At 67.5% G+C, this 26,510-nt stretch carries 21 protein-coding genes; 8 read left to right on the top strand and 13 right to left on the bottom strand.

Annotated elements, in window-relative coordinates; translation table 11 throughout:
- Nucleotides 1-35: 35 nt before the first annotated feature.
- The 4 genes from QRN19_RS13620 to QRN19_RS13605 form a co-directional block, all read right to left on the bottom strand.
- The gene (locus tag QRN19_RS13620) at nt 36-1,295 is read right to left on the bottom strand and encodes a citrate synthase (RefSeq protein ID WP_285027778.1); all 1,260 of its coding nucleotides are present in this window, start codon (nt 1,293-1,295) and stop codon (nt 36-38) included.
- A gap of 179 nt (nt 1,296-1,474) precedes the next feature.
- Complete coding sequence (dapC, locus tag QRN19_RS13615; protein WP_285027485.1) at nt 1,475-2,596, bottom strand: succinyldiaminopimelate transaminase; 1,122 nt, start codon at nt 2,594-2,596, stop codon at nt 1,475-1,477.
- 4 nt (nt 2,597-2,600) lie between these two features.
- Nucleotides 2,601-2,924, bottom strand: coding sequence for a ferredoxin (gene fdxA / locus QRN19_RS13610; protein ID WP_079705538.1), 324 nt, complete (start codon nt 2,922-2,924; stop codon nt 2,601-2,603).
- 39 nt (nt 2,925-2,963) lie between these two features.
- Nucleotides 2,964-3,497: a hypothetical protein gene (locus QRN19_RS13605; protein WP_285027484.1), complete on the bottom strand. Its 534-nt coding sequence runs from the start codon at nt 3,495-3,497 to the stop codon at nt 2,964-2,966.
- Between the two features lie 203 nt (nt 3,498-3,700).
- Here QRN19_RS13605 and efeU point away from each other — a divergent pair, with 203 nt between their 5' ends.
- The 3 genes from efeU (at nt 3,701) to efeB (ending at nt 7,289) form a co-directional block, all read left to right on the top strand.
- Entirely contained in the window at nt 3,701-4,549 is an 849-nt protein-coding gene (efeU, locus tag QRN19_RS13600; protein ID WP_285027483.1) for an iron uptake transporter permease EfeU, read from the top strand.
- Between the two features lie 53 nt (nt 4,550-4,602).
- Entirely contained in the window at nt 4,603-5,814 is a 1,212-nt protein-coding gene (gene efeO / locus QRN19_RS13595) for an iron uptake system protein EfeO (RefSeq protein ID WP_285027482.1), read from the top strand.
- A gap of 113 nt (nt 5,815-5,927) precedes the next feature.
- A complete protein-coding gene (efeB, locus tag QRN19_RS13590; protein ID WP_285027481.1) occupies nt 5,928-7,289 on the top strand; it encodes an iron uptake transporter deferrochelatase/peroxidase subunit in 1,362 nt (453 codons plus the stop codon).
- A 38-nt stretch (nt 7,290-7,327) separates the two neighbouring features.
- Here efeB and QRN19_RS13585 read toward each other — a convergent pair whose 3' ends face one another.
- From QRN19_RS13585 to QRN19_RS13575, 3 genes are all read right to left on the bottom strand, one after another.
- The gene (locus tag QRN19_RS13585) at nt 7,328-7,759 is read right to left on the bottom strand and encodes a hypothetical protein (RefSeq protein WP_285027480.1); all 432 of its coding nucleotides are present in this window, start codon (nt 7,757-7,759) and stop codon (nt 7,328-7,330) included.
- Nucleotides 7,760-7,830: 71 nt separating this feature from the next.
- Nucleotides 7,831-9,738, bottom strand: a complete 1,908-nt coding sequence (typA, locus tag QRN19_RS13580) for a translational GTPase TypA (protein ID WP_285027479.1) — start codon at nt 9,736-9,738, stop codon at nt 7,831-7,833.
- A 160-nt stretch (nt 9,739-9,898) separates the two neighbouring features.
- Entirely contained in the window at nt 9,899-11,623 is a 1,725-nt protein-coding gene (locus tag QRN19_RS13575; protein ID WP_285027478.1) for an ABC transporter family substrate-binding protein, read from the bottom strand.
- 296 nt (nt 11,624-11,919) lie between these two features.
- Between QRN19_RS13575 and QRN19_RS13570 the strand changes: the two genes are divergently transcribed.
- The 4 genes from QRN19_RS13570 to QRN19_RS13555 are packed head-to-tail and all read left to right on the top strand — an operon-like array spanning nt 11,920 to nt 16,598.
- The gene (locus tag QRN19_RS13570) at nt 11,920-12,903 is read left to right on the top strand and encodes an ABC transporter permease (RefSeq protein ID WP_285027477.1); all 984 of its coding nucleotides are present in this window, start codon (nt 11,920-11,922) and stop codon (nt 12,901-12,903) included.
- Between the two features lie 4 nt (nt 12,904-12,907).
- Nucleotides 12,908-13,831: an ABC transporter permease gene (locus tag QRN19_RS13565; RefSeq protein WP_285027476.1), complete on the top strand. Its 924-nt coding sequence runs from the start codon at nt 12,908-12,910 to the stop codon at nt 13,829-13,831.
- Complete coding sequence (locus tag QRN19_RS13560) at nt 13,824-15,929, top strand: ABC transporter ATP-binding protein (protein WP_285027475.1); 2,106 nt, start codon at nt 13,824-13,826, stop codon at nt 15,927-15,929. Before QRN19_RS13565 ends, QRN19_RS13560 begins: the two co-directional genes overlap by 8 nt.
- Before the next feature lie 48 nt (nt 15,930-15,977).
- Nucleotides 15,978-16,598 (top strand): hypothetical protein, encoded by a 621-nt coding sequence (locus QRN19_RS13555; RefSeq protein ID WP_285027474.1) that lies wholly within the window; start codon nt 15,978-15,980, stop codon nt 16,596-16,598.
- A gap of 79 nt (nt 16,599-16,677) precedes the next feature.
- On the opposite strand, the gene QRN19_RS13550 is transcribed toward QRN19_RS13555, so the two are convergent.
- The 4 genes from QRN19_RS13550 to QRN19_RS13535 all read right to left on the bottom strand — a co-directional run bounded on the left by QRN19_RS13550 (nt 16,678) and on the right by QRN19_RS13535 (nt 21,987).
- Complete coding sequence (locus QRN19_RS13550; protein ID WP_285027472.1) at nt 16,678-18,402, bottom strand: dipeptide ABC transporter ATP-binding protein; 1,725 nt, start codon at nt 18,400-18,402, stop codon at nt 16,678-16,680.
- A gap of 11 nt (nt 18,403-18,413) precedes the next feature.
- On the bottom strand, nt 18,414-19,382 hold the full coding sequence (locus QRN19_RS13545) for an ABC transporter permease (RefSeq protein ID WP_064296417.1): 969 nt from the start codon (nt 19,380-19,382) through the stop codon (nt 18,414-18,416).
- Nucleotides 19,372-20,301, bottom strand: coding sequence for an ABC transporter permease (locus tag QRN19_RS13540; protein ID WP_064296418.1), 930 nt, complete (start codon nt 20,299-20,301; stop codon nt 19,372-19,374). Before QRN19_RS13540 ends, QRN19_RS13545 begins: the two co-directional genes overlap by 11 nt.
- Nucleotides 20,302-20,376: 75 nt before the next feature.
- On the bottom strand, nt 20,377-21,987 hold the full coding sequence (locus QRN19_RS13535) for a peptide ABC transporter substrate-binding protein (protein WP_234993936.1): 1,611 nt from the start codon (nt 21,985-21,987) through the stop codon (nt 20,377-20,379).
- 336 nt (nt 21,988-22,323) lie between these two features.
- On the opposite strand from QRN19_RS13535, the gene QRN19_RS13530 reads away from it, so the two are divergent.
- On the top strand, nt 22,324-23,136 hold the full coding sequence (locus tag QRN19_RS13530; RefSeq protein ID WP_285027470.1) for a CPBP family intramembrane glutamic endopeptidase: 813 nt from the start codon (nt 22,324-22,326) through the stop codon (nt 23,134-23,136).
- Between the two features lie 75 nt (nt 23,137-23,211).
- Here QRN19_RS13530 and gcvP read toward each other — a convergent pair whose 3' ends face one another.
- Complete coding sequence (gcvP, locus tag QRN19_RS13525) at nt 23,212-26,133, bottom strand: aminomethyl-transferring glycine dehydrogenase (protein ID WP_285027469.1); 2,922 nt, start codon at nt 26,131-26,133, stop codon at nt 23,212-23,214.
- The gene (gene gcvH / locus QRN19_RS13520) at nt 26,133-26,507 is read right to left on the bottom strand and encodes a glycine cleavage system protein GcvH (protein ID WP_064296422.1); all 375 of its coding nucleotides are present in this window, start codon (nt 26,505-26,507) and stop codon (nt 26,133-26,135) included. Before gcvH ends, gcvP begins: the two co-directional genes overlap by 1 nt.
- Between the last annotated feature and the right edge of the window lie 3 nt (nt 26,508-26,510).

Genomic DNA, 26,510 nt, shown 5'->3' with positions numbered 1-26,510 from the left:
GGCCGTTCTGTGCGCCGCCGACGCGCGCGACGGGACTACCGCGTCGGGAAGGGCCGCTCGGGCGATCCCGTGTACAGCTGCTGCGGGCGACCGATCTTGGTCTGCGGGTCGAGGTTCATCTCACGCCAGTGGGCGATCCATCCGGGAAGGCGTCCGATGGCGAAGAGCACCGTGAACATCCGCGTCGGGAAGCCCATCGCCTTGTAGATTACGCCGGTGTAGAAGTCGACGTTCGGGTAGAGCTTGCGCTCCTTGAAGTAGTCGTCCTCGAGGGCGATCTGCTCGAGCTCCTGGGCGAGGTCGAGCAGCGGGTCGTTGATACCGAGCGCACGGAGCACCTCGCCGGCACTCTCCTTGACGAGCTTGGCGCGCGGGTCGTAGTTCTTGTAGACGCGGTGCCCGAAGCCCATGAGCTTCACGCCGTCTTCCTTGTTCTTCACGCGGTCGACGAAGCGCTGCACGCCCTCGCCGGACTCCTGGATCCGGCCGAGCATCTGCAGGACCGCCTCGTTCGCGCCACCGTGCAGCGGACCCGACAGGGCGTTGATACCGGCGGACACGGAGGCGTAGAGGTTCGCTCCGGTGGAGCCGACGAGGCGGACCGTGGAGGTCGAGGCGTTCTGCTCGTGGTCCTCGTGCAGGATGAGCAGGAGGTCGAGCGCCTTCGACAGGACGGGATCGATCTCGTACGGCTCGGCGAGGTTGCCGAAGTTCAACTTGAGGAAGTTGTCGACGAAGCTCAGCGAGTTGTCGGGGTAGAGGAACGCCTGCCCGACCGACTTCTTGTGTGCGTAGGCGGCGATCACCGGGAGCTTCGCGAGCATGCGGACCGTCGTGAGCTCGACGTGCTCGGGATCGTGCGGATTGGCGTCCGACTCGTAGTAGGTCGACATGGCCTGCAGGGCGCTCGACAGGACGGCCATCGGGTGTGCCGTGTGCGGGAGCGCCGAGAAGAACCGCTTGAGGTCCTCGTGGAGAAGCGTGTGGCGCCGGATCTTCTCGTCGAATCCGCCGAGTTCATCGGCCGTCGGGAGTTCCCCGTGGATGAGCAGCCAGGCGACCTCGAGGAAGGTCGACTGCTTGGCGAGCTGCTCGATCGGGTAGCCGCGATAGCGCAGGATGCCCTGGTCACCGTCGATGTAGGTGATCGCCGACTTCGTCGCCGCGGTGTTGACGAACCCGTAGTCGAGCGTGGTCAGGCCGGTCTGCCGCGTGAGCGAGGAGATGTCGATACTCGACGCGCCCTGGGCTGACTGGTGGATCGGGAATTCGGCCGTTCCGCCGGGGTAGTTCAGGGTGACCTGATGCGTCTCGGTGGAAGCCTGTTTCTCGACGTCGCCCACGGCGCCTCCTCATATCTTTGTGCGATAGGGACTCGACATCGCCCTCCGATACGACGGCGTGTCACATACAGCCTAATCGGCTTCAGACCCTACTGCTGTTTCCCACAGTGATCCGGCGACTTCCTTGGAGTTCACCCCGAAATCGGGCGGAGTCCCCGGAGTCTGGCCGCGGCGGCCGCGATGCGCTCGTCGGTGGCGGTCAGGGAGAGCCGCACGTGTCGCGGTCCGGCCTCGCCGTAGAACACCCCTGGACCCGCCAGGACACCGATCGACGCCAGGCGGTCGATGCTCGCCCAGGCGTCCTGGCCCTCGGTGATCCACAGGTACAGTCCCGCCTCGCTGCGGTCGACCCGGAACCCGGCCTCGCGGACGGCAGGGAGCAGCACCTCACGACGGGCGCGGTACCGGGCCTTCTGCTCCGCCACGTGTGCGTCGTCGCCGAGCGCCGCGACCATGGCGGCCTGCAGCGGGGCAGGCAGCATGAGACCCGCGTGCTTCCGGACGGTGACCAGCCGACGCACCAGGCGCTCGTCACCCGCGAGGAACGCGGCACGGTAGCCGGCGAGGTTGGACTGCTTGCTCAAGGAGTAGATCGCGAGGACACCCTCGGTGTCGCCGTCGGTCACGCGTGGATCGAGCACGGACGGGGTCGGTGTGTCGGACCACTCCCCCTCCCAACCGAGTTCCGCGTAGCATTCGTCGCCCACGAGGACGGCGCCGAGTTCGCGAGCTCGGGCTCGGGCCACACGCAGCTCGTCGACCGAGAGGACACGGCCGTCGGGGTTGCCCGGGGAGTTCAGCCAGATCAGCCGGGTGCTCGCCGGCCATTCGGCGGGGTCGTCGGACGCGAACGCCTCGGCCCCGGCGATCGCCGCGCCGACGGCATAAGTGGGATAGGCGGCCACCGGGTGGACCACGGTGTCGCCGGCGCCCAGGCCGAGGAGGAAGGCGAGCAGCGCGACGAGTTCCTTCGAGCCGATCGTCGGGAGGACGGCGTCGAGGGTGAGCCCCTCCACACCACGACGGCGCGCGAACCAGTCGACGATCGCCTGCCGGAGTTCGGGCGTCCCGATCGTGGTCGGGTATGCGTGTGCGTCCGTGGCCGCCCGGAGCGCGTCCCGGATGAGACCGGGCGTCGGATCGACCGGCGAACCGATCGAGAGGTCGACGATGCCGTCGGGGTGCCGACGGGCCTGCTCCGCGTACGGGACCATGAGGTCCCAGGGGTAATCGGGCAGCGGCTGCAGTGCCACGCGACTACTCGTGGGCTTGGGGCGGCAGCGCGGCGATGAGCGGGTGGTCCGAGGGGATCACGCCGACCTTCGCTGCTCCGCCTGGAGAACCGATCTCGTCGAAGAACTCGACGTTGGCCTTGTAGTAGTCCGCCCATTCCTCGGGAAGGTCGTCCTCGTAGTAGATGGCCTCTACGGGGCAGACCGGCTCGCACGCACCGCAGTCGACGCATTCGTCGGGGTGGATGTAGAGCGACCGTTCACCCTCGTAGATGCAGTCGACGGGGCATTCGTCGATGCAGGCGCGGTCCTTCACATCGACGCACGGCAGGGCGATCACGTAGGTCACGGGCGGGTGGCTCCCTTCACGAGCACTGAGTTGTCCAGTCTACGCCTGCGGTGAGACGGGGAACGGTTCGGGCGCCGGTCCCGCGGGACGATCGTCGCGCTTGCGGGCGCGCTCCGGGAGCTTCGGCCACGCCACGACGAGGACGGCGATGAGACCGGGGGCGATGGTCCAGACGAGGCCCGAGACGCTCCGCGGGATGAGGACGGAGCCACCGGTGCTCTCGAGCAGCAGGATGCCGATCATGAGGATGACCCCGAGCGCCGCTGCCGACGCTGCGAGCCGATCCCCCAGGACGATGCGGAGTCCGACCAGGAGCATGGCCACGCCGAGGATCCCGAGCACCAGTCCGACCGGGAGGGCGACACCGAGGACGGCGGGCGCCCAGGCGTGCGCGACCGTGCCGATGGCGCCGTACGCCAGACCGACGAGGAACGCGAGGACGATCCCGATCACCCGCGATGCCATGGACGTCTCCTGCGGAGCGTCCTGCTGCAGCGGTGTCGGCGGGAACCAGCGGTCGTCGCCGACCGTGCGGCCGTCTGGGAGGCTGGGGTCGGGGGCCGGATCGGTCATCCGCCGATTGTATCTGGACAGCCTCAGCATCAGGCGCTATGGTCGACGTCGGATAAGGTTAGCCTTACCCAACCGCGTTCCGAAGTCGCAGCGCCCCGCCCGGACCACGGTCCCCGCCCGGCGCGCCCTCGGATGCATCCCCACCCCGCAGACGACGGCCTCCCCCGGGCGACCGCCTGCTCGACGCCCGAAAGTCCGGTCACGTGCTCGCGAACTACCTCATCGGCCTCCGCGAAGGCCTCGAAGCCGGCCTCATCGTCGGTATCCTCGTCGCCTACCTGAACAAGCTCGGCCGCCGTGACGTCCTCCCCCGATTGTGGCTCGGCGTCGCCGTCGCGATCGTCGTCTCGCTCGGCGTCGGTGCCATCCTCACCTGGGGACCGTACGGGCTGAGCTTCCAGGCGCAGGAGATCCTCGGCGGCGGACTCTCCATCCTGGCCGTCGGGCTCGTCACCTGGATGATCTTCTGGATGGGGCGCAACGCCCGAGAGCTCAAGCACGACCTCGAGTCACGACTCGACGCCGCCGTCGCCGGGTCGGCGATCGGCATCGTCGTCCTCGGCTTCATCAGCGTCGGCCGCGAGGGCATCGAGACCGCCCTCTTCATCTGGGCGAGCGTCAACTCCGGTGAGAACGCCGTCGTCGGCTCGATCGGCGCGCTCCTCGGCATCCTCACCTCCGTCGTCATCGCGTATCTCATCTACCGCGGATTCGTCCGGATCAACCTCGGGACCTTCTTCACGTGGACCGGCCTCTTCCTCGTCGTCGTGGCCGCCGGCGTCCTCGCCTACGGCGTCGGCGACCTCCAGGAGGCTGGCGTCATCCCCGGCTGGGGGCAGGCCGCGTTCAACCTGAGCGCGATCGTCCCTCCGACGAGCTGGTACGGCACCGTCCTCGGCGGACTCTTCAACTTCACCCCTGCCCCGACCTGGGCGCAGTTCGGGGCGTGGCTGCTCTACCTGATGGTCACGCTCGTCTGCTTCATCCGGGTCTCGGGTCTCGGCCGTCGGCGCCCGACCTCCGTCACGAAACCGGTCACGACGAACGTCTGACCGGTCCCCGACCCACCACGAACCATGCACCAGCACCTTCCGACAGGAGTCTCATGCAGCACCGCATCATCGCCGGCCTCGCCGGTGCGGGCGTCCTCGCCCTCGCCCTCACGGGATGCGTCCCGAACAAGACGGGCAGCGAAGCGCTCACCGTCGCCATCACCGACGACTCGTGCTCGGTGTCCGTCGCGAAGGCGACGGCCGGTGCCGTGACGTTCTCGATCACCAACAACGGCACCGACGTCAACGAGTTCGAGATCCTCGCCTCGGACAAGCTGCGCATCGTCGGCGAGAAGGAGAACGTGACGCCGGGCCAGACGGTGTCCTACGTCGCACAGCTGAACCCGGGCACGTACTACACGGCCTGCAAGTTCCAGCTCGTCGGCGCACCCGTCGGTCTCGCGGAGTTCACCGTCACCGGTGAGAACGCGACCGTCTCGACGGACGAGCAAGCGCTCACCGACCAGGCCGTGACGAACTACGTCGCGTACATCACGTCCCAGGTGGCCGAACTCGTGCCGCAGGTCAAGGCCTTCACCGACGCGTACGCCGCCGGCGACGACGAGACCGCCCGTCAGCTCTTCGCGACGACGCGCGTCTCGTACGAACGCATCGAACCGACGGCCGAGGCGTTCGGCGACCTCGACCCGAAGATCGACTACCGCGAGGTCGACGCCGTGGCTGAAGGACTCGACTGGACCGGCTTCCACCGGATCGAGAAGGACCTCTGGCCACCGGCAGCCGACGCGCTGAACTCGGACGGCACGAGCGCGCTGACGGACTGGACGCCGTCGACGCCGGAGCAGCGTCAGCAGTTCGCCACCGGACTCGTCGACGACGTGCAGCAGCTGTTCGACCTCGTCTCCGAGAAGGACTTCACCGTGAGCCTCGGCGACATCTCGAACGGTGCCATCGGTCTCCTCGACGAGGTCGCCGTCGGCAAGATTTCCGGCGAGGAGGACTGGTGGTCCCACACCGACCTCTACGACTTCGCGGCCAACGTGCAGGGCGCCAAGGTCGCGTTCGGCAACGTCAAGGACATCGCTGCGAGCAAGGGCGACGCCGGCACGAAGCTCGTCGGCCAGATCGAGACCGAGTTCACCGCCCTGCATGGCCTGCTCGCGAAGTACGGCAGCCTCGACAACGGCTTCGTGAGCTACGACACCGTCACCGAGGAGCAGCGCAAGGAGCTCTCCGACCAGGTGAACGCCCTCTCCGAGCCGCTCTCGCAGCTCACCCACACGGTGCTCGGCGTCGCCGAGTAGCACCGACCGGATCCACCGCCGCCCCCGCGGCGCGCCGGGCCGGAACCGCTCAGAGCATTCTGGGGGTTCCGGCCCTGCGGCCTTCCAGCCATCCCTGAATAGCATGAGGTCCGATGACCGAGCACACTCCCCCCACGACGCCTGCACCCGAGATCGGTTCGACGCCCACTGCAGCTGAGCCCGGCGCCGCGTCCGCACCACCGAGCGACCCGCCGCGGCGCGGGCTGTCGCGCCGGGCGCTGTTCGGCCTCGCCGGAGCGGGCGCCGCAGGGCTGGCGGCCGGAGCCGGGGCGGCCGCGGCCATCACCGCCGCCTCCGCCTCGGCGAGTGCCCCGGGCGTCACGACCGTCTACCCGTTCAGCGGGGCCCACCAGAGCGGGATCACGACGCCGGCACAGGACCGCCTGCACTTCGCCGCGTACGACGTGTCGGCGGGGACCACCCGGGAGGAGCTCATCGAGCTGCTCCAGGACTGGAGTGTCGCCGCGGCACGCATGATGCAGGGGAAGGAAGTCGCGGACGGTGGCGCCGTGGACGGCTCCCCGCTCGCTCCCCCGGTCGACACCGGAGAGGCGCTCGGACTGCCCGCCAGCGGACTCACGATCACCTTCGGGTTCGGACCCACGCTCTTCGCCGCCGAGGACGGCACGGACCGGTTCGGCATCGCCGACCGGCGCCCGACCGAGTTGGAGAAGCTCCCCCGCTTCACGGGCGACAACCTCCAGGCGGGCCTCACCGGCGGCGACCTCTGCATCCAGGCCTGCGCCGACGACCCGCAGGTCGCCGTGCACGCGATCCGCAACCTCAGTCGCATCGCGTTCGGACGCGCCTCCATCCGCTGGTCGCAGCTCGGCTTCGGGCGTACCTCGTCGACCTCCACCAGCCAGGTCACCCCGCGCAACCTGTTCGGGTTCAAAGACGGCACCGCGAACGTCAAGTCCGAGGAGACGAAGACGGTCGAGGAGCAGGTCTGGGTCCAGGACGGGGACAGCGCCGCCTGGCTGAGCGGTGGCTCCTACCTCGTGGTCCGCAAGATCCGCATGATCATCGAGACCTGGGACCGCGCGCAGCTCCAGGAGCAGGAGCGCGTCATCGGTCGGAGCAAGGGCGAGGGCGCGCCGCTGTCGGGTGGCAAGGAGTTCACTGAGCCCGACTTCGACGCGGTCGGCGCGACGGATCAGCCGCTCATCGACAAGCACTCACACGTGCGCTTGGCGCACCCGACCCAGCTCAAGGGCACGAAGCTCCTGCGACGCGGGTACAACTTCGTCGACGGCAACGACGACCTCGGGCGGTTGAACGCCGGGTTGTTCTTCATGTCGTATCAGCGGTCGCCGAAGCAGTTCATCGACGTGCAGCGCGCGCTGGCCACCGATGCGCTCAACGAGTACATCAAACACGTGGGGTCGGCGATCTTCGCGGTGCCGCCGGGCGCGAGCAAGGACGGCTGGGTCGGCGAGACACTCTTCGCGTAGGAACGGCCCTTCGACAGGCTCAGGGACCGAAGGGGCGGCTACTTGACCGTCACCGTGTAGAGGATGCTGTCCGCCGAGGCGACGAGCTTCACGTCGTAGGCCGTCGTCGACAGCGTCACGATCGAACCGTCGCCGTTCGCGATCTCCCCGTCGACGGTGAAGCCTGCCGCGACGAGCGCATCCTTGGCTGCGGTGGCCGCGTCGGTCGCCTGCACCGTGACGACGAAGGTGTCCTTGCCGTCGACCGTGCCACGTCCGCCGTTGACCGTGCCGTCGACCACCGGCACCGCCTCGACGGGGTATCCGTCCGGCAGCCCCTCGTCGAGGTTCACATCGAAGTCACCACCGGTGGCGTCGCGGATGCCCTGCTCGACGGAGTCCTTGACGGTGGACTCGATGACGCTGCACCCGGCGAGCGTCGGAGCGAGGATGAGGGCGGCCAGCAGGGCGAGGGAGGCGGGTCGGCGCATGCCCATCAGCTTAACGACCGGATGCCCGGTCTTCCTGAGAGGACCGGGCATCGGGTTGGAGCGGCTGCTGCCTACTCGGACTGCTTCTTGAGGCGCGAGTAGCTGCGCTGGCGGGCCTGAGCGTCGAGCTCGACCTTGCGGATGCGCACGTGCTCGGGCGTGACCTCGACGCACTCGTCCTCGCGGGCGAACTCGAGGCTCTCCTCGAGCGTGAGGACGCGCGGCGGCGTCATCGACTCGAAGTTGTCGGCCGAAGACTGACGCATGTTGGTCAGCTTCTTCTCCTTGGTGATGTTGACGTCCATGTCGTCGTTGCGCGAGTTCTCGCCGATGACCATGCCCTCGTAGACCTCTTCGGTCGGCTGCACGAAGAACGACATGCGCTCCTGCAGCGCGATGATCGCGAAGGGGGTGACGACGCCGGAGCGGTCGGCGACGATCGAGCCGTTGTTACGCGTCGTGATCGTGCCGGCCCACTCGCCGTACCCGTGCGCCAACGCGTTGGCGATACCGGTACCGCGCGTGGCGGTGAGGAACTCGGAGCGGAAGCCGATGAGGCCGCGCGACGGGACGATGAACTCCATGCGGACCCAGCCGGTGCCGTGGTTCGACATGTTCTCCATGCGACCCTTGCGGGCGGCGAGCAGCTGCGTGATCGCGCCGAGGTGCTCCTCGGGCGCGTCGATGGTCAGGTGCTCGTAGGGCTCGTGGACCTTGCCGTCGATACGCTTGGTGACCACCTGCGGCTTGCCGACGGTGAGCTCGTAGCCTTCGCGACGCATCTGCTCGACGAGGATGGCGAGCGCGAGCTCTCCACGACCCTGGACCTCCCAGGCGTCGGGTCGACCGATGTCGAGGACCTTGAGCGAGACGTTACCGATGAGCTCGCGGTCGAGGCGGTCCTTGACCATGCGCGCGGTGAGCTTGTGGCCCTTGACCTTGCCCATGAGCGGCGAGGTATTGGTACCGATCGTCATCGAGATGGCCGGGTCGTCGACCGTGATGGCCGGCAGTGCGCGGACGTCCTCGGGGTCGGCCAGGGTGTCGCCGATCATGATGTCGGCGAAACCGGCGACGGCGACGATGTCGCCGGGACCGGCACTCTCGGCCGGGTAGCGGTCGAGGGCCTTCGTGATCATGAGCTCGGTGACGCGGACGTTGTGGACGTCGCCGTCGTGGCGGACCCAGGCGACCGTCTGGCCCTTCTTCAGCGTGCCGTTGAAGATGCGAAGAAGCGCGAGGCGACCGAGGAACGGCGAGGCGTCGAGGTTCGTGACGTGCGCCTGGAGCGGGTGCTCGTCGTCGTACTGGGGAGCCGGGATGTGCTCGAGGATGGCCTCGAAGAGCGGCTCCAGGTTCTCGCTGTCGGGCAGTTCGCCGTTGGCGGGCTTGTTGGACGACGCACGGCCGGCCTTGCCCGAGGCGTACACGACCGGGACGTCGAGGATGGCGTCGAGGTCGAGGTCGGGGACGTCGTCGGCCATGTCGCTGGCGAGACCGATGAGGAGGTCCTGGCTCTCGACGACGACCTCGTCGATGCGTGCGTCGGGGCGGTCGGTCTTGTTGACCAGGAGGATCACCGGCAGCTTGGCTTCGAGCGCCTTACGGAGCACGAACCGGGTCTGCGGCAGGGGGCCCTCGGATGCGTCGACGAGGAGGACGACGCCGTCGACCATGGACAGGCCGCGCTCGACCTCTCCACCGAAGTCTGCGTGGCCCGGGGTGTCGATGACGTTGATCGTGATCGGGCCGTCGGTGGCGTGTTCGCCCTTGTACGAGATCGCCGTGTTCTTGGCGAGGATGGTGATGCCCTTTTCGCGCTCGAGCTCATTCGAGTCCATGGCGCGTTCTTCGAGGTGGGCGTGTTCGGCGAAAGAGTTGGTCTGTCGCAGCATGGCGTCGACGAGGGTCGTCTTGCCGTGGTCAACGTGGGCCACGATCGCGACATTGCGCAGATCGGAACGAGTGGCGAGCGCCATAAAAGGGTGGCTTCCTTCAAGTGGATGGGATTCGGGCACGATGGTGCCGACGGACCATCATACCGCAGGAGTCCTGGCCAGGGGCCGAACGGCGACGGGCACCGGCGGTTTCCCGCCGATGCCCGTCGTCCTCGGGTTCAGGAGGAACCCGTCGTGTCGGTTACTTCTTCCAGCCCACGTTCTTCCAGTCGATGGTCTCGAACTGGGTCGGCCCGTAGTTCACGAGGCCGGTCTTGACGCCGTAGGTGTACGGCACCGGGAACAGCGGGAGGGTGGTCGCGAGGGCGACGATCTTCTTGTCGATCTCCTTCGCGATCTCGAGGCGCTTGTCGGGGTCGAGCTCCGCGTTGGCGCTCGCCCAGAGGTCGCCGAGCGAGTCGTCGGTGACGCCGGGGAAGTTCTGCCCGGAGTCGGCCGGGTAGAAGATCGACTCGGTGCTGGAGATCGGGAAGGCGGTACCCTGCCACGCGAAGCTCACGGCGTCGAAGTCGCGGGTCTCGGTGGTGACGTACTTCGTGAAGAAGTCGTCCGAGGGGACGGTGTCGATCTGGAGGTCGAAGCCCGACTCCTTCACCATCGCCTGCACCTGCTGCGACGTCTCGGCGGAGACCGGGTTGTCGGAGTCGATGACGTAGCGGACAGTCAGCTTCTTGCCGTCCTTCTCGCGGATGCCGTCGCTGCCTTCCTTCCAACCGGCGTCGTCGAGCTGCTTCTTGGCCGCGTCGATGTCGTAGCCGAGCACCTTGGAGGCGTCGTCCTCGTAGCCGTCCTGGCCCGGGAGGAAGATGAGGTTGTTCAGCAGGTCGGTCGGTGCGTCGATCGCGGCGAGGCGGGCCTCGGCGATGGTCTGACGGTTGATGGACTTGGCGAACGCCTGGCGCACCTCGGGGTCACTGAGGACCTCGGACGTGCCGTTCAGCGTGATGTGGTTGTACGTGGTGCCGCGCGAACGCTGGATCTCGGCGTCGCTGCGCTTCTGAGCAGTCTGGTAGTTGTCGGCGTTGGAACCCACGCTGAAGACGTCGATCTCACTGTTGGAGAACGCCTGGGCGAGCCCGGCGCGGGAGATCTGCTTGAAGATGATGTTGTCGAGCTTCGGCTTGTCACCCCACCACTTCGGGTTGGGCGCGAAGGTGACGACGGCACCGGTCTGGTCGATCTTGCTGACGATGTACGGGCCACCCGACACGTAGGTCGTGCCGTCGGCCGCGTAGGGTCCGGTCGCCCAGAGGGTGTTGAACGACTCGGGCGTCGCGCCGAGCCACTTCGGCCAGATGTTGCCGAGGATGGACGGCCAGTCGGCGTTCTTGTTCTTGAACGTGATGAGGACGTCCTGCGGGCTGTCGCCGGCGGTGACGGACTCGATGTCCTTCCACACGTTGGTGGCGGTCGGTGCGTACGCAGGGTCGGCGCCGTTCAGCGACTGCCAGGTCGCGGCGAAGTCGTCGACACTCATCGCCGTCCCGTCCGACCAGACGGCGTCGGGGTTGATCTTGATCTCGACGACCTGCGGGTCCTCGGTCTTCAACTCGACGGATGTCGCGAAGTCGGGGTTCGCCTCCCAGGTGCCATCCTCCTTGATGTTGATGAACGACGGCGTGTAGAGGTTGCTGAGGAACTGGTCGTCGACGGTGCCGCTGTCGAGGTTGTACAGGTTCCAGTTCGCGGGGATCGCGTCGACTGCGAGGTTGAGCGTGCCGCCCTGGGCGATCTGGTCGGCGTCGGCGCGCTCCCAGCCGGTGCCGGACAGCTCGGCGGGCTTCGACGTCGAGCCGCCACCGCCTGAACCGCCTCCGGTGCAAGCCGTCAATGCGAGGGCGACGATCGAGACGCCGGCGAGGATCATCCCGCCGCGCAGCTTCGATCCCTGTGTTCTGGAACTCATCGAGATCCACCTTTCGTGACGTGTAACTGCGCTAGGCCGCACCGATGCGGAGCGGAAGGCGCGCAGGCCAATGTGGACCATCTTGCACCCGCTCCGGGGATCCCCCACAAGTGGGCACGAATTGTTACCGTTTCGATTTGTCGACGGTACGAGCCGGAAACATACGTTTCGTTTCCTGAGTACACGCGTCGTTTTCTGATTCCCGATGGTTCGGGGTTACAGTGTCTCCACCCCACGAGGGGAGCACAGCTGACGGGACGACGCGGTCCCGCACAACGACTTCGCAAGGCTGGTACATGATCGGGTTCATCGCACGGCGGTTGGTCAACTACCTGTTCCTCTCCGCCATCGCCACGATGCTGGGCTACGTGCTCGTGAGCATGACGCTTCAGCCCTCGGCCCGGTTCCTCGGCAAGAACCCGCCCATCCCGCAGTCCTCGATCGACGCGGCGCTCGACAAGATGGGCGTCAACCCGAAGGTGCCGCTCCTCGAACGCCTCTGGGACTGGGTCACCCAGCTCGTGACCACCGGGTCCCTCGGGATCAGCACCCGGGGCACCCAGGTCACGGCGGACATCTTCGAGCGTTCGGGAACCAGCCTCCGACTCCTCGTCATCGGCACCATCCTGGGCGCGGTCATCGGCGTCGCCCTCGGCGTCTGGGGCGCCGTCCGCCAGTACCGGGCCAGCGACCAGATCATCACCTACGCCTCGTTCACGATCCTCGCGATGCCCGTCTTCGTCATCGGCGTCGTGCTCATGATCCTCGCGACGTCGCTCAACCAGGCGGTCGGCACGAACGTCATCAACTTCACCGGCGAGTACACCGCCGGCTTACAGGGCGGGTTCTGGACCCAGTTCGGCGACCGGGCGATGCATCTGCTGTTGCCCACCATCACCCTCACCGTCGGCGCCGTCGCCTCGTACTCGCGGTACCAGCGCAGCGCCATGCTCGACGTGATGAGCGCCGACTACATCCGCACCGCCCGTTCGAAGGGCCGGACCCGCGGCTCCGCGATCATCCGGCACGGCGTCCGTGTCGCGCTCATCCCGATGTCGACGTTCTTCGCCTACTCGTTCGGGCTCATCCTCACCGGCGCGAGTGTGACGGAGAACGTCTTCAGCTGGCACGGCATGGGCGAGTACCTCCTCACCAGCGTCTCGAACTCGGACATCAACGCCGCCGCCGGCACGATCCTCTTCACCTCCATCCTCGTCCTGATCGCCGGAACGCTCTCCGACGTGATCTATGCGGCGCTCGACCCGAGAGTGCGGGTGTAACGACATGGCACTGACCGACCCATCGACCCTCACCGTCGGGGAACCCGAGACGATGCGGGATGCGCCCAAGCGGCCGCAGTCCCGCGGACGCACGATCCTCCGGAAGGTGCTCGCCACGAAGCGCGCCCGCATCGGCGGTGGGGTGCTCCTCTTCATCATCCTCTGGGCTTTCATCGGCCCGCTGCTCTCTCCATGGTCCTTCACCGACCAGGACGGCCTCGCCTTCAGCCAGCCGCCCTCGCTGTCGCACTGGTTCGGCACGAACAACATCGGCCAGGACGTGTACGCGCAGACCCTCGTCGGTCTGCAGAAGTCCATCGTCATCGGCCTGATCGTCGGCCCGGGGGCGGCGATCATCGCCGGACTCGTCGGGGCCATCGCCGGCTACGTCGGCGGTGTCTGGGACAAGGCGATCGTGTGGCTCATCGACCTGCTCCTCGTCATCCCCGGCTTCTTCCTCCTCGTGCTCCTCAGCCCGGCGTTCAAGTCGCTGTCCTGGCTCGCCCTCGTCGTCTTCCTCATCCTGTTCGGCTGGATGGTGCTCGCCCGCGTGATCCGTGGGCAGACGATGTCGCTCCGCGAACGCGAGTACGTCAAGGCCGCGCGCTTCATGGGTGTCCCCGGGTTCACGATCATCCGTCGGCACATCATCCCGAACGTCGCGAGCCTCCTCATCATCGACGCGACGCTCGGGATCGGCGCGGCGATCCTGTCGGAGACGACGCTGAGCTTCTTCGGCTTCGGCGTCCAGGCCCCCGACGTCTCGCTCGGCACCTTGCTCGCCGCCGGTGCGAGCGCCGCCGTGACGCGGCCCTGGCTGTTCGTCTTCCCCGCAGCGATCCTCGTCATCACCGTGCTCGCCTCGAGCCTCCTCGGCGACGCCCTCCGCGACGCCATCGACCCGACCTCAGGAGCCAACCGTGACTGACCCCCAGGCGACAGCGCCGCTCCTCAAGGTCGACGACCTCAGCGTCACCTTCCCCAACGCCGGCACGCCCGTGCACGCCGTCCGCGGTGTCTCCTACGAGGTGCGGCGGGGTGAGTTCCTCGGCATCGTCGGCGAGTCGGGCTCCGGCAAGAGCGTCTCCTCGATGGCCGTCATGGGGCTGCTCCCGACCAATGCGCAGGTGAGCGGCAGCATCCGCTACGACGGCGTCGAGCTGCTCGGCCAGTCGGACAAGGAACTGTCGAAGATCCGCGGGCGCGACATCGCCATGATCTTCCAGGACCCGCTCTCGGCCCTCACGCCCGTCTACACGATCGGTCAGCAGATCGCCGAGGGGCTCCGCCTCCACGACTCCGCGCTCTCGCAGCGCGCCGCCGAGACCCGGGCCGTCGAACTCCTGAAGATCGTCGGCATCCCGAACGCGGAACGGCGTGCGAAGTCGTTCCCGCACGAGTTCTCCGGCGGTATGCGCCAGCGGGCCATGATCGCGATCGCCATCGCGAACGACCCGCAGCTGATCATCGCCGACGAGCCGACCACCGCGCTCGACGTCACCATCCAGGCGCAGATCCTCGAGGTGCTCCAGAAGGCGAAGGACATCACCGGCGCCGCCGTTGTGCTCATCACGCACGACCTCGGGGTCGTCGCGGGCAACGCCGACCGGGTCGCCGTGATGTACGCGGGCCGGATCGTCGAGACGGCACCCGTCGTGCCGCTGTTCCGCGAACCCCTCATGCCCTACACGATCGGTCTGTTGCGCTCCATGCCGAACATGGCCGCGAACCAGCAGGAGCGGCTCGTCCCGCTCGAGGGACGCCCACCGCTGTTGACGACCGTGCCGACCGGCTGCCCGTTCGCCCCGCGCTGCCCGATCGCCGTGGCCGCCTGCCTCGAGGGCGAACCAGCACTGCTCCCCGTCCTCGACGGGCCCGTCGAGGACCCGACGACCTCCGTCAGCCACACCGCGGCGTGCGTCCGCGCCGGCGAGATCGCCGACGGATCGCTGCGCCGCCCGGAGATCTTCCCCCGACCGGACGAGGTGCCGGAGGAGCTCGTCGCCGAGGTCGCTCGGGAGACCGTCCTCGACGTCCGCGACCTCACTCGCGCCTTCCCGCTCACGAAGGGCGTCGTCTTCCGTCGCAACATCGGCACCGTGCGGGCCGTCGACGGCGTCTCGTTCAGCGTGCAGCGCGGGCGCACCCTCGGCCTCGTCGGTGAGTCCGGCTGCGGCAAGACGACGACGATCATGGAGATCCTCGAACTCGCCAGGACGCAGGGCGGCAGCATCCACGTGAACGGGGTCGACACCGCCACGCTGTCGAAGCCCGACCGCCGGAAGCTGCGCAGCGACATCCAGGTGGTGTTCCAGGACCCGATGGCGTCGCTCGATCCGCGCATGACGATCGAGGACATCATCGGCGAACCGTTGACCGTCCACGGGGTCTCCCCGACCGAGATCCGCTCCCGCGTCGGGGCCATGCTCGAACTCGTCGGTCTGGAACCGTCCTTCGCCGGCCGGTACCCGCACGAGTTCTCGGGTGGCCAGCGACAGCGCATCGGCATCGCCCGGGCGCTCGTCGTCGAACCGAAGATCCTCGTACTCGACGAGCCGGTCTCCGCGCTCGACGTCTCCGTCCAGGCCGGCGTCATCAACCTGCTCGAAGACCTCAAGCAGCGGCTCGGACTCTCGTACCTCTTCGTCGCTCACGACCTCGCGGTCGTCCGGCACATCGCCGACGACGTCGCCGTCATGTACCTCGGGCGCATCGTCGAGTACGGACCGAGCGCCACGATCTTCGACGACCCGAAGCACCCGTACACGCAGGCGCTGCTCTCCGCGGTGCCGGTCCCGGACCCCGAGATCGAACGCAGCCGTCAGCGGATCCTGCTGAACGGCGACCTCCCCTCCCCCAGCGACGACCGGGTCGGCTGCAGCTTCCGGAGCCGGTGCCCGTTGTTCCAGCTGCTGCCGGCCGACAAGCAGGCGGTCTGCGAGCGCGACGATCCTCGAGAGCGCCCTGTCGACGGACGGCTCGTGGCGTGTCACCATGCGGAGAGCGATCGGCTCGTCACCGCCTGATCGAGCCGCACGGCCGCCATCGGTCGACGGCCTGGAAGGATGGTGGACGTGAACGACGCGACGAACGCCGGCAATCGGACCACCCTGCGGAGCACGAGCGGCTTCTGGATCCTCGGGGTCACCGCCCTGCTCATGCTCTTCTTCATCATCGACGCCGTGGGCCGCGGGGCCTGGGGCTTCGCGGTCGAGGCGCTCCCGTGGGAGCTCCTCGTCGTGTGGCTGGTCTACCTGGTCCTCGTCCGTCCCTGCATCGTCATCGAGCCGTCGCAGCTGACCATCGTCAACGTGGGGCGTCTCCACGACATCCCGTGGTCGCGCATGGAGGAGGCGACGAGCCGCTACCAGCTCACGGTGCTCCTCCGCGACGGGCGCAAGATCACGAGCTGGGGCGCGCCGAGCGCCGGTCTCGACCGTCCGTCGATGATCGGTGGACGCGCCGGACGACGCGGGGTCGACCATCAGGGCCGCGCTGCGGGCGTCCGCCGACCCGGCCGGGCGGGGAACGAGGGCCCGACCGCCGTCGACCTCATCGACCGCGCACACGAACGCTGGGGCCGGATCGACCCGAAGGACGACCGCCTCGCCACTTCACGCTGGGACGTCGTCGCCCTCGGCGTCACGGCGGCACTCCTCGTCTGGGGCGTCGCCTCGGCGCTCCTCGGCTCGTAACCGGCAGACGCCTCCTGCAACGCTGAAGGGCGGTGCCCCGGATCACTCCGCGGCACCGCCCTTCAGCGTGGTGCGCTGGTTACAGCGCGAGCTCGATCCCGGCGCCGGGGATGGCCTCGAGGAGTTCGCGCGTGTACTGCTGCTTCGGGTTCTCGAAGACGTCGTCCGTGGTCGACGCCTCGACGATCTTCCCCTTCTGCATGACCGCGACGTTGTCGGCGATCACGCGCACGACCGCGAGGTCGTGGGTGATGAAGAGGTACGTCAGCTGCAGCTCCGACTGGAGGTCGGCGAGCAACTGCAGGATCTGCGCCTGGACGAGGACGTCGAGCGCGGACACCGCCTCATCGAGGACGACGATCTCGGGCTTCAACGCGAGCGCGCGAGCGATCGCGATGCGCTGACGCTGTCCACCGGAGAGCTCGTTCGGGTACCGGGTCGCGACCGCCTGCGGCAGCGAGACCTGGTCGAGGAGCTCCAGCACGCGCGCACGGCGGGAGGCCTTGTCGCCCACCTTGTGCGTGACGAGCGGTTCCGCGATCGTGTTGCCGATGTTCCGCAGCGGGTCGAGCGAACCGTAGGGGTCCTGGAAGACCGGCTGCATCTTCCGGCGCAGCGCGAGGAGGCCCTTGCGATCGAGGCCTTCCATCGCCTTGCCGCCGATGCGGATACTGCCCGAGGTCGGCGTCTCCAGCTGCAGGAGCAGCTTCGCCACGGTCGACTTGCCGGATCCGGACTCGCCGACGAGCGCCATCGTGGTGCCCCTCGGGATCTCGAACGAGACGCCGTCGACGGCCTTCAGCTCCCGCTCAGCCGCCTTCTGACCACGGATGTTGTAGACCTTCTCGAGGTCCTTGACCACGATCGCGGCTTCCGCGTCCGGCTGCGCGGCCTGCGCTGCGGCGCGGTGCTCCGCGGCGACGATGAGGTCGATGCCCTCCGAGCCGACAGGAGCCTCGTGGTCGAGGGTCTCGAGCGATCCGGTCGCCGACTGGATGCGACGCGACGCCAGGCTGGGTGCCGCTGCGACGAGCCGCTTCGTGTACGGGTGCACCGGGTTCTGCAGGATCTCGACCGACGGACCGGCCTCGACGATCTGCCCCTTGTACATGACGATGAGCTTCTCAGCGCGCTCGGCCGCGAGACCGAGGTCGTGCGTGATGAACAGGAGCGCCGTGCCGCTGTCGCGGGTCAGGCTCTCGAGGTGGTCGAGGATCTTCCGCTGGACCGTGACGTCGAGCGCCGAGGTCGGCTCGTCCGCGATGAGCAGCTTCGGGCTCGACGACAGACCGATACCGATGAGCACGCGCTGACGCATGCCGCCGGAGAACTGGTGCGGGAACTGCTTCAGGCGACGGTCGGCGTCGGAGAGGCCGGCCTGCTGGAGCACCTCGATCGCCTTGGCGCGGACGGCCTTCTTGCCGTGGGCGATGCCGTTGGCACGGATGGCCTCCTCCACCTGGAAGCCGATGTTCCACACCGGGTTCAGGTTGGACATCGGGTCCTGCGGCACGAAGCCGATCAGGCGTCCGCGGACGTCCTCGATCTCGTTGCGGGAGAGCTTCGAGAGGTCGCGCCCCTCGAAGAGGATCTCGCCCCCGCTGATCTTGCCGGTACCGGGCAGGAGGTTGATGATCGCATGCGCGGTCGTCGACTTCCCGGATCCGGACTCACCGACGATCGCGACGGTCTCACCGGGCATCATGGTGAACCCGGTCTTGCGGATGGCCTGGACCGTCCCGCTCTGGGTGCGGAAGGTGACCTCGAGGTCCTTGACCTCGAGCAGCGGCTGCTGGGTGTTCATCTGGCTCGCGTTCAACGCAGGGCCCTCGCCTTCGGGTCGAGCGCGTCTCGCAGGACTTCGCCCATCATGATGAAGCTGAGCACGGTGAGCGACAGCGCGATCGACGGGTAGATCAGCACCTGCGGGGCAGTGCGGAGGTCACGCTGCGCCTGGCTGATGTCGTTGCCCCAGGACATGGTCTCGCTCCCGAGCCCCACGCCGAGGAAGGACAGCGTCGCCTCGGCGACGATCGCGGACGCCAGCGAGATCGTGATGACGACGATCACCGGAGGGATCGCGTTCGGCAGTACGTGGCGCAGGAGGATCTTGAAGCGGGAGACACCCAGCGCGATGGACGCTTGGACGTAATCCGCGTTCTTGACCCTGAGCACCTCAGCTCGAAGCACTCGGGCGACGGATGGCCAGGCGAACAGACCGATCGCCAAGGAGATCGTCCACACGCTCCGGTACTTCGCGAGCACCGACATGACGACGACGGCCGCGAGGATGTACGGGATGGAGAAGAAGATGTCGCCGATGCGGGACAGCACCGAGTCGACCCAACCACCGTAGAACCCGGCGAACGCGCCGAACACGATGCCGAGCGTGGCGGTGATCAACGTCACGATGAGCCCGACGGACAGCGACGTGGAGGTCCCGTAGATGACCCGCGCGAAGATGTCGCAGCCCTGCTTCGTGAACCCGAGGATGTGGCCGGCCTCAGGCCCGCCGTTGCTGTTCTCGAGGAAGCACTGGTTGTTCGGGGGCGTCTGTGTGAAGAGGAAGGGGAACAGTCCCACGACCACGACGAGCAGGATGAGGACGGACGAGATCCAGAACATGGGACGACGGCGCATGAACGCCCAGGCGTCGGTCCAGAGGTTGCTGACCTTCTCGTCGACCTTGACGGCGTCGATGACCGCGAGCGGGGTCTCTTCGAGCGGCGCGACGAAGTGATTCGGGGATCGCTTGATCGTCGGCTCCTGATCATTACTTGACATAGCGGATCCTTGGGTCGAGCACGGCGTAGAAGAGGTCGATGACGAGGTTGATGATGAGGTAGAACAACACCATCACCGTCACGAAGGACACCACGGTCGGGCCTTCTCCTCGGAGGATGGCCTGGTAGAGCGTGCGGCCGACACCGGGGACGTTGAAGATGCCCTCGGTGACCGTGGCGCCGACGATCAGCACACCGAAGTCCACCGCGAGGTAGGTCACGACCGGGATCAGCGAGTTGCGCAGGATGTGCACAGGGATGACCCGGCGACGGCTGAGGCCCTTCGAGTACGCCGTACGGACGAAGTCGAGCGACTGCGTCTCGATGACCGAGGACCGGGTCAACCGGACGATCTGCGCGAAGCTGATCGTGGCGAGGACCAGTGCGGGGAGTAAGAGGTCTTGTATCGGGGCGCCCGGGCCGACCGTCGGTCTGAACCACCCGAGCTGGATTCCGAACACGTACTGCGCGACGAACGCGATGACGAAGACGGGGAGCGAGATGAGGATCAGGCTGACGACGAGGAACGAGGCGTCGAAGATGCCGCCCTTGCGGATGCCGGAGATGAGACCGATCGTGATGCCGGCGACCATCTCGAAGAAGACGGCGATGACGGCGAGCCGCAGCGTGACCGGGAAGGCCTGCGCGAGGATCTCGCTGACCGGCTGCCCGGAGAAGGACGTTCCAAGGTCGCCGGTGAAGATGCCGCCGAGGTACAGGAAGTACTGCACGATGAACGGCTTGTCGAGGTTGTACTCGGCGTTGAGTTGAGCGATCTGCGCGGCGCTCGGCGTCTTGTCGCCGAACAATGCGAGCACGGGATCACCGGGCAACGCGAAGACCATGAAATAGATGAGGAAGGTCGTGCCGAGCAGTACGGGGATAGCCTGCAGGACACGACGAAGAATGTAACCGCCCATGGTGTGGGACTCCTGAACTCGTGAAGCTGGGTGGGCCCGGAAGAACCGGACCCACCCAGCTATGCCGCTACAAGACTACTTGGTGATCTCGTAGTACAGCGGCACCGAGTTCCAACCGAACTCGACGTTCTGCACGCCTTCGCCGAAGCCGCCGCTCACGTTCTGGTACCAGAGCGGGATGGCCGGCAGGTCCTTGAAGAGGACCGCCTGAGCGTCCTGGAACTTCTTGTTCGCAGCGTCCAGGTCGGTCTCGGACGAACCCTCGGCGAGGAGCTTGTCGAACTCGGGGCTCGAGTAGTCACCGTCGTTCGAGGAAGCACCGGTCGCGTAGAGCGGAGCGAGGAAGTTGTACAGACCCGGGTAGTCGGCCTGCCATCCGGAGCGGAACGCCGTCTCGATGGAACGGTTGGTGATGCCGGCGCGGAAGTCACCGAAGACGGCGACCGGGACGCCCGAGGACTCGATGCCCAGGACGTTCTTGATGCCGTTGGTCACCGCGTCGACCCAGGCCTGGTGCGGCCCGTCGGCGTTGTACGCGATCTGGAAGGAGCCGTCCCACGGGGAGATGGCGTCTGCCTCTGCCCAGAGTTCCTTGGCCTTCTTCTCGTTGTACTTCAGGACGTCGTTTCCTTCGATGTCCTTCGAGTAGCCGTCGATGACCGGCGAGGTGAAGTCGGTCGCCGGCGTGCGGGTTCCGTTGAAGATGACCTTGGTGATCTCTTCGCGGTTGATCGCGTAGGAGATGGCCTGACGACGCAGCTGGCCCTCTTCACCGCTGAAGTGCGGGAGGCGGGACGGGATCGTGAAGGACTGGAACACGGCGGCCGGCTGGTTGACCGCACGGTCGCCCAGGTCGTCCTGGTAGGTGGAGAGCGCGGAGTCCGGGATCTGGTCCAGGACGTCGAGGTTGCCGCTCAGCAGGTCGGCGTAGGCGCTGTCGAAGTCCTTGTAGAACGTGATGGTCAGGCCACCGTTCTTGGCTTCGCGGCCACCCTTGTACTCGTCGTTCTTGACGAGCTTGATCGACTCGTTGTGCTTCCACGCCTTGTCGCCGTCGACCTTGTACGGGCCGTTGCCGATCGGGTTCTGTCCGAACTCGTCCGTGACCTTGCCGGCCGCGTCGAACGCTGCAGCGGGCAGCGGGTAGAACGCGGAGTAGCCGAGGCGCAGGGGGAAGTCGGAGGCAGGTGCGGACAGCTTCACCGTGAAGGTGGTGTCGTCGACGACGCTCAGGCCGGTGAGGGGCTGTCCGTCTTCGTTGTAGCCCTCGACGTCAGCGAAGAACGAGGCGTTCTTGCGGAGGTTGACGACGGCGTCCTGCCAGGCCATGACGAACGAGTCCGAGGTGACGGGGTCGCCGTTGGTGAACTTCTGATCTGCCTTGATCTTGATCGTGAACGTGGTCGAGTCGTCGGTGTCGATCGACTCGGCCAGGTCGTCGACCGGCTTGCCGTCGGCCGCGTAGTAGCGGAGGCCTGCGAAGACCTCGTCGATGATCTTTCCGCCACCGACCTCATTGGTGTCGCTGGGGATGAGGCCCGACTCCGGCTCGGAGCCGTTGGTCGTGATGATGGATGATGCGCTGCTGGTGCTCTCGCTGCTGGAACCGCCACCGGAACAACCGGTGAGGACGAGAGCCCCTGCTGCGATGATGGCGGCGGCAGAGCCGAACCGACTGAACTTCACAGTTCCTCCTTGGGGAAAGGGCAAGCGAAACCAGCGCATCGTGTGCGCTGGATCGCTCTTTGAATACTCTGACGATAAGCAGAAGCAGGACGGCGAGCAAACTGGGACGCCAAACGTTACACAGCGGTAACCCAATCGACGGATTGTTGCTCGTGGATGCTTTTTCGTGCACGGATCCCGCCCACGACGCAACAGAACGATCATGATCGCAAAACTCGTGCGGTCACTTCCTCGTTCTGGATACGAATCGTAAGGCGCTCATCACCCGATGTCAGACGTGGGGACGCGCAGATGGTATGCGGTGCGCTCGGAGCCACCAGCCAGCAGAATGGACCGGTGAGCGAGCAGAACACCACCGAGCGGGGGCCGTACCTTCCCGAGGGCGCCGGAAACAACCGTCGGTGGTGGGAGATCGGCATCGTCCTCGCGCTGAGCCTCGGGGCGTCGGCGGTGTACTCGATCATCTCCCTGATCGCGAAGCTCACCGCGGGGCCACCGCTCTCCGATCAGTCGGCGGCGATCAACACCACGCAGGCCACCCGGGAGTGGCTCGACGTCAGCTACCAGTTCCTCGGGATCTTCTTCCAGCTGGCGCCGGTCGCCCTCGTCATCTACCTGCTCTGGCAGCCCGCGCGCAGCGGCTTCGCGCGGATGGGACTCGACCTCCGCTCCCCCGGACGCGACCTCGGCCGCGGTCTGCTCCTCGTCGCCGCGATCGGCGTCCCCGGCATCGGTGTGTACGCGTTGGGACGCGCCCTCGGCGTCACGGTCGCGGTCTCGACGTTCCCCGACACCATGTACTGGTGGACGATCCCGATGCTCGTCTTCTCTGCACTCCGCGCCGGCCTCCAGGAGGAGGTCATCATCATCGGCTACCTGTACACCAGGCTCCGCGAGATCGGGTGGGGGTGGTGGACGATCATCCTGTCGACCGCCGTCCTCCGCGGGAGCTACCACCTGTACCAGGGGATCGGGCCGTTCTTCGGCAACGTTGCCATGGGGATCGCGTTCGGCTGGTGCTACAAGCGTTGGGGTCGGGTGATGCCGCTCGTCGTCGCGCACACGGTCATCGACATCATCTCGTTCGCGGGCTTCCCGCTCGCCGTGGCCTGGTGGCCGGAGATCTTCACCGCAACGCCGTCGTCATGACCACTCGTTCGCCCATCGGTGGGCGAATGAGCACTCCCTCGCCCACGGATAGGCGAGGGAGTGCTCATGGACCGGCTAGGCGAAGGCCTCGGGCGGCGGGCAGGCGCACACGAGGTTGCGGTCGCCGTACGCCTGGTCGATGCGACGCACCGGCGGCCAGTACTTCGTGCGCACGAGCGTGTGCACCGGGTAGACGGCGAGCTCCCGCGAGTACGCGTGCGTCCACTCCCCCTCGATGACCGACTGGGCCGTGTGCGGCGCCCCGACGAGCGGGTTGTCGTCGGCAGGCCACTCGCCCGCCGCGACGGCGTCCGCTTCCGCCTTGATCGCGATCATCGCGTCGACGAAGCGGTCGACCTCGGTGAGGTCCTCACTCTCGGTCGGCTCGACCATGAGCGTCCCCGCGACGGGGAACGACATCGTCGGCGCGTGGAAGCCGTAGTCGACGAGGCGCTTCGCCACGTCGTCGACGGAGATCCCGGTCGCCTCCTTGAGCGGACGGAGGTCGAGGATGCACTCGTGCGCCACGAGGTCGCTGTCGCCCGTGTACAGGACGGGATAGTGGTCGCGCAGTCGCGCAGCGATGTAGTTCGCCGCGAGCACCGCGGCACCGGTCGCCTCGCGGAGCCCTTCCGAACCCATCATGCGGACGTACGCCCACGAGATCGGCAGGATACTCGGGCTGCCGTAGGGAGCCGCCGAGATCGGACCGCCGTCGTGCACGACCGTCCCGCCGCCGAGCAGCGGGTGCTCGGCGCGCTGCGCCAGCGGGTGACCGGGCAGGAACGGCGCGAGGTGCGCCTTCGCAGCGACCGGCCCGACACCGGGGCCGCCACCGCCGTGCGGGATGCAGAACGTCTTGTGCAGGTTCAGGTGCGAGACGTCGCCGCCGAACTCCCCGAACCGCGCGTAGCCGAGCAGTGCGTTGAGGTTCGCGCCGTCGACGTAGACCTGGCCGCCGGCGTCGTGCACGGCCTGGGTGATGGTCTTCACCTCGTGCTCGTACACGCCGTGGGTGGACGGGTAGGTGATCATGAGCGCGGCGAGGGACTCGGCGTTGGCCTCGATCTTCGACCGGAGGTCGTCGAGGTCGACGTTGCCCTGCTCGTCGCACGCGACGACGACCACACGCATGCCGGCGAGGACGGCGGAGGCCGCGTTCGTGCCGTGTGCGCTCGACGGGATGAGGCAGACCGTCCGCTGCTCGTCGCCGTTCGCGCGGTGGTAGCCGCGGATGGCGAGGAGACCGGCGAGCTCGCCCTGGCTGCCGGCGTTCGGCTGGAGCGACACGGAGTCGTACCCGGTGACCTCGGCCAGCCAGGTCTCGAGCTGGTCGACGAGTTCAAGCGAGCCTGCGACGTCCTCACGCGGGGCGAACGGGTGCAGCCCGGCGAACTCGGGCCAGGTGACGGCCTCCATCTCGGTGGCGGCGTTGAGCTTCATCGTGCACGAACCCAGCGGGATCATCCCCCGGTCGAGCGCGTAGTCGCGGTCGGCCAGCTGCTTGAGGTACCGCATCATGGCGGTCTCCGAGTGGTGCGTGTTGAACACCGGGTGCGTGAGGTACTCGGTCTCGCGGGCGAGCGCGGGCGGGTACTCGTGGACCGCGTTCGGGGCGAAGGCGTAGAACGAACCTCCCTGATCGAAGACGTACGACGGCACCTCCAGCTCAGCGGAAGCGCTCCCGTCGCCGAGCACCTCGACGAGCTGAGCCGTCACGTTCTCGACCGCACTGACCTCGTCGAAGCTGACGGACACGGTCGTCTCGTCGACGGCCCAGAGGAGCAGTCCACGATCATGCGCGGCTGCGACTGCGGCCGCGCTGTCCGACACGCGGACCTGCAGCGTGTCGAAGTAGTGCTCGGACAGCACCTCGGCGCCGGCCTTGCGCAGCGCGTATGCCGCGGTGGCCGTCGCCGCGTGCACCGACTGGGCGATCCGCTTGAGCCCGTCGGGCCCGTGGTACACGGCGTACATCGCGGCCATGACCGCCAGCAGGACCTGGGCCGTGCAGATGTTGCTCGTGGCCTTCTCGCGGCGGATGTGCTGCTCGCGCGTCTGCAGCGTGAGCCGGTAGGCGGGATGACCCGCCGCGTCCTGGCTGACGCCGACGAGGCGACCGGGCATCTGGCGCTCGAGGCCCTTCCGGACCGCGAGGTACCCCGCGTGCGGGCCACCGAAGCCCATCGGCACGCCGAAGCGCTGGCTCGTCCCGACCGCGATGTCCGCGCCGAGGGAACCCGGCGAGGAGATGAGCGTGAGGGCGAGGAGATCGGCTGCGACGACCGACACCCCGCCGGCCGCCTTGACCGCTGCGAGGACCGCCGACGGGTCCCACACGAGCCCGGAGGCGCCGGGGTACTGCACGAAGACGCCGAACGCCGCCGGGAGGTCCTCGGGCGAGGTGGTCGACAACGGCAGCTCGACGAGGTCGATGCCGACCGCTTCAGCGCGACTCCGGAGGAGCGCCTTCGTCTGCGGGTACGCGTCCGCGTCGACGATGAACGTCGCGTCGGCGAGCTTCGAGGCCCGGCGCGCGAGAAACATGCCTTCGACGACCGCGGTGCTCTCGTCGAGCATCGAGGCGTTGGCCGTGTCGAGACCGGTGAGGTCGGCGACCATCGTCTGGAAGTTGATGAGCGCCTCGAGGCGGCCCTGCGATATCTCGGGCTGGTACGGCGTGTAGGCCGTGTACCACGAGGGGTTCTCGAGCACGTTCCGCTTGATGACCGACGGCGTGATCGTGTCGAAGTAGCCGAGACCGATCAGGCTCCGGTTCACCGTGTTGCGGCCGGCGAGCTCACGGAGTTCGGCGAGCGCCGCGCGCTCGGTCGCGGCGTCGGGGATGCTCGATGAGGCGAGTTCGGCGGCCGTGATCGCGGACGGGACGGCCGCGGCGAGCAGGGCGTCGACGCTGTCGTACCCGACGGCGGCGAGCATCGTCGCCTGGGCGGCGGTGTCGGTCCCGATGTGCCGTTCTGCGAAGCGGTCCGCCATCACTCGCCCACCAGCGCGGCGTAGTCGTCCCAGCTGAGGAGGGTGTCGGGCAGCGCGTCGTACCGGACCGAGACGAGCCAGCCGGCTCCGAACGGGTCGCTGTTGACGAGCGACGGGTCGTCGACGACGGCGTCGTTGGCCTCGACGACCTCGCCGTCGAGCGGGGCGAAGAGCTCGCCGACGGACTTCGTGGACTCGATCTCGCCGACCACGGTGCTGGCCGAGAGCGCCGCGCCGACGGCGGGGAGGTCCACGAAGACGACGTCGCCGAGCTTCTCTGCGGCGTAGTCGGTGATCCCGATGACGGCGAGATCGCCCTCGACGCGGATCCACTCGTGCTCGGCGGTGTACTTGAGGGTGGTCTTGTCGGCCATGGG

It is taken from the genome of Plantibacter sp. ME-Dv--P-122b, assembly GCF_030209375.1.
Taxonomy (GTDB): Bacteria; Actinomycetota; Actinomycetes; order Actinomycetales; family Microbacteriaceae; genus Plantibacter.
The sequence above is the reverse complement of the archived record's forward strand: the minus strand, read 5'-3'. Positions and strand labels throughout refer to the sequence as shown.

Bases quoted from the DNA above. Each gene is read 5' to 3' on its own strand.
- QRN19_RS13605 (WP_285027484.1), bottom strand. From the start codon at position 3,497: ATGACCGATCCGGCCCCCGACCCCAGCCTCCCAGACGGCCGCACGGTC.
- efeO (WP_285027482.1), top strand. From the start codon at position 4,603: ATGCAGCACCGCATCATCGCCGGCCTCGCCGGTGCGGGCGTCCTCGCC.
- efeB (WP_285027481.1), top strand. From the start codon at position 5,928: ATGACCGAGCACACTCCCCCCACGACGCCTGCACCCGAGATCGGTTCG.
- QRN19_RS13585 (WP_285027480.1), bottom strand. From the start codon at position 7,759: ATGCGCCGACCCGCCTCCCTCGCCCTGCTGGCCGCCCTCATCCTCGCT.
- typA (WP_285027479.1), bottom strand. From the start codon at position 9,738: ATGGCGCTCGCCACTCGTTCCGATCTGCGCAATGTCGCGATCGTGGCC.
- QRN19_RS13575 (WP_285027478.1), bottom strand. From the start codon at position 11,623: ATGAGTTCCAGAACACAGGGATCGAAGCTGCGCGGCGGGATGATCCTC.
- QRN19_RS13570 (WP_285027477.1), top strand. From the start codon at position 11,920: ATGATCGGGTTCATCGCACGGCGGTTGGTCAACTACCTGTTCCTCTCC.
- QRN19_RS13565 (WP_285027476.1), top strand. From the start codon at position 12,908: ATGGCACTGACCGACCCATCGACCCTCACCGTCGGGGAACCCGAGACG.
- QRN19_RS13550 (WP_285027472.1), bottom strand. From the start codon at position 18,402: ATGAACACCCAGCAGCCGCTGCTCGAGGTCAAGGACCTCGAGGTCACC.
- QRN19_RS13545 (WP_064296417.1), bottom strand. From the start codon at position 19,382: ATGTCAAGTAATGATCAGGAGCCGACGATCAAGCGATCCCCGAATCAC.
- QRN19_RS13540 (WP_064296418.1), bottom strand. From the start codon at position 20,301: ATGGGCGGTTACATTCTTCGTCGTGTCCTGCAGGCTATCCCCGTACTG.
- gcvP (WP_285027469.1), bottom strand. From the start codon at position 26,133: ATGGCGGACCGCTTCGCAGAACGGCACATCGGGACCGACACCGCCGCC.
- gcvH (WP_064296422.1), bottom strand. From the start codon at position 26,507: ATGGCCGACAAGACCACCCTCAAGTACACCGCCGAGCACGAGTGGATC.